A 2,871-nucleotide genomic window follows, 5' to 3' on the forward strand; every position below is an offset into this window, starting at 1 on the left:
AAACCGACCTCGTCCCCGCGCCCGCGAGCGCTCCGGCCCCCACCGGAGCAACGGAAGACCTCGCCCAGCACGCGCAATTCGTCGACTGGATGCGCTCAGTCGCCCCTTACATCCATGCGTTCCGTAACAAGACGTTCGTCGTCGGTTTCGGTGGCGAGGTGGTACATCAGGGGCTCCTGAACGCACTCGTGTCCGATATCGCACTGCTGCAGGCCATGGGCATCCAGATCGTGCTGGTGCACGGTTCGCGACCGCAGGTCGAAGAGCAGATGAGCCTGCACGGCGTGGAGTCCGAGTTTTCGCACGGCATGCGCATTACCGACGCACGCGCTTTGGAGTCCGCGAAAGAAGCGGCCGGCGAAGTGCGTCTGGATATTGAGGCGGCGATCAGCCAGGGCTTGCCGAACACGCCGATGGCGCACGCGCACATCAGCGTGGTGTCCGGCAACTTCGTGACGGCGCGCCCGGTCGGCATTCTGGACGGCGTCGATTTCGCCCACACCGGCGTGGTGCGTAAGATCGACGCGGATTCGATCCGCCATTCGCTTGCGAGCCGCAAGCTCGTGCTGCTCTCGCCGCTCGGCTTCTCGCCTACCGGCGAGGCGTTCAATCTGTCGATGGAAGACGTCGCGTCCGCTGCCGCAATCGCGCTGCGCGCCGACAAGATCGTGTTCCTGACCGAAACACCGGGTCTGATGGAAACCGGTGAAAACGGCCCCGAACTGGTCCGCGAACTGTCGCTCGACGATGCCTACAAGCTGCATGAAAGCGGCGAAGTCACCGGCGACGCAGGTTTTTATCTGAAGCATTCGATCCGCGCCTGCCGCGGCGGCGTAGCACGGGCACACATCATCCCCTACGCGCTCGACGGCAGCCTGCTGCTCGAACTGTTCCTGCACGATGGCGTGGGCACGATGATCTCGTATGAGAACCTCGAAAGCCTGCGCGAAGCCACGCCGGACGACGTCGGCGGCATTCTCTCGCTGATCGAGCCGCTCGAATCCGACGGCACGCTGGTGCGGCGAGGCCGCCACCAGATCGAACGCGACATCGACCATTTCTCGGTGATCGAGCACGATGGCGTGCTGTTCGGCTGCGCGGCGCTGTACCCGTATCCGCAGGAGCGCATCGGGGAAATGGCCTGCCTGACGGTGGCGCCTGAAGCGCAAGGCACCGGCGACGGCGAGCGCCTGCTCAAGCGCATCGAACAACGCGCGCGGGCACGCGGCCTCACGCGGATTTTCGTGCTCACCACGCGCACCGAACACTGGTTCCTCAAGCGCGGCTTCGTCAAGGTCACGGTCGACGACCTGCCTGAAGACCGCCGCCGACTCTATAACTGGCAGCGCAAGTCGCTCGTGCTGATGAAACAGCTCTGAGCGTCCCCATATAAAGCGACTGCCCGCCCCACATACATCGATTACAGGAGAAGCACAGCATGACTCGTATGGTTCAATGCGCGAAGCTCGGCAAGGAAGCCGAAGGCCTCGATTTCCCGCCGCTGCCGGGCGAACTCGGCAAGCGGATCTACGAAGGTATTTCGAAGGAAGCCTGGCAAGCCTGGTTGAAGCAGCAAACCATGCTGATCAACGAAAACCGCCTGAACATGGCCGATCCGCGCGCACGTCAATATCTGATGAAGCAGACCGAAAAGTTCTTCTTCGGCGAAGGCGCGGATACGGCGCAGGGTTACGTGCCGCCGGCAGCTGAGTAATAAACGCTTTCGGCTGCACGCCAGTCGTGGCAATCAGCCCGATAAAAAATCCGCGCCGCGAGCGCGGATTTTTTTCGCCTGTCTGGCGCGCTTTTAAGTCTTTTTTCCATACCGCCGCAATCCGCTCAATCCCCCACCCCGCAAGGGATTGAGTACCGTCCCCAAGCCTCCCGCCCGACTCCGGGTTTGCACGATCCTCGGTCATCGTGCTATCATGTTCATCGTTCCAACAGCATTTCACCTTCATTCACGTTCTTTTGACAATGGCTTAAGGTGGCTTACGGTGCCATGTGGCGCCTTGCAGTGCCGGTTTTCTCCGCACGCGGCCATGTCGAATTGAACAGTTTTTTATACAAGAAGGCTTGTCGGTCGTTTCCCCGCCTGGGTCTCATCCCATAAGCGGCGATCCAGCACCGGCCTTTTTCGTTTCGAGCCTTCCAGCGGCGCATGGGCCAGCTTTCAGCCACCCCAGCGTCCTCATGCATCTGCCCCCCTTCCACGGCCACGCAGATGCAACAGTCAGCACAATCTAGACGAGTGTTTTTTCGCGAATAATTCGCGAGGCACGGGCGTTTTATTTTCTTTTTCACGCCCACTTCTATCGCCTTCGAGCGAGGGAGACGCCATCGCCCTGCTCGCGAAACTGCACTTCCCCAGCACCCGTGGCGGAACGTTCATGCGCGTTTTCATGAGTTTCGTCGCAGTCATTGGAGTTTTCACCTTGACCGCTTCCAGCAACGGCTTCTGGCGACATCACAAAGAAGAACAACGCCTCTCACTCGACGACATCACCGTCGTCGACAAATCTCTCCTCAAGCGGGCCGTCGGCGCCATGGCGCTCGGCAACGCGATGGAATGGTTCGATTTCGGCGTGTACAGCTACATCGCTGTCACGCTCGGCAAAGTGTTCTTCCCGTCGGCCAGTCCCGCCGCGCAGTTGATCGCCACCTTCGGCACGTTTGCCGCGGCGTTCCTCGTGCGGCCGGTCGGCGGCATGGTGTTCGGGCCGCTGGGCGATCGCATCGGCCGTCAGCGCGTGCTGGCCATGACGATGATCATGATGGCGCTCGGCACCTTCGCGATCGGCCTGATTCCGAGCTACGCGACGATCGGCATTTTCGCGCCGGTGTTGCTGCTGGTTGCGCGCCTGGTGCAAG

General features: G+C 61.3%; 3 protein-coding genes. All 3 read left to right on the plus strand.

Annotated features, from left to right (window positions below):
• Positions 1 to 1,379 (plus strand): amino-acid N-acetyltransferase (argA, locus tag VFE81_RS09810; RefSeq protein WP_325044407.1); only part of this gene is annotated, 1,379 nt, incomplete at its 5' end.
• Positions 1,380 to 1,438: 59 nt separating this feature from the next.
• Positions 1,439 to 1,714: an oxidative damage protection protein gene (locus tag VFE81_RS09815; RefSeq protein ID WP_074282891.1), complete on the plus strand. Its 276-nt coding sequence runs from the start codon at positions 1,439 to 1,441 to the stop codon at positions 1,712 to 1,714.
• Positions 1,715 to 2,402: 688 nt separating this feature from the next.
• On the plus strand, positions 2,403 to 2,871 hold a 469-nt coding region (locus VFE81_RS09820; protein WP_414695570.1), incomplete at its 3' end, for an MFS transporter.

The organism is Paraburkholderia sp. (genome assembly GCF_035656215.1).
In the GTDB taxonomy this organism is placed as follows: domain Bacteria; phylum Pseudomonadota; class Gammaproteobacteria; order Burkholderiales; family Burkholderiaceae; genus Paraburkholderia.

Coding starts and splice junctions, on each gene's coding strand:
- VFE81_RS09815 (WP_074282891.1), top strand. CDS start 1,439: ATGACTCGTATGGTTCAATGCGCGAAGCTCGGCAAGGAAGCCGAAGGC.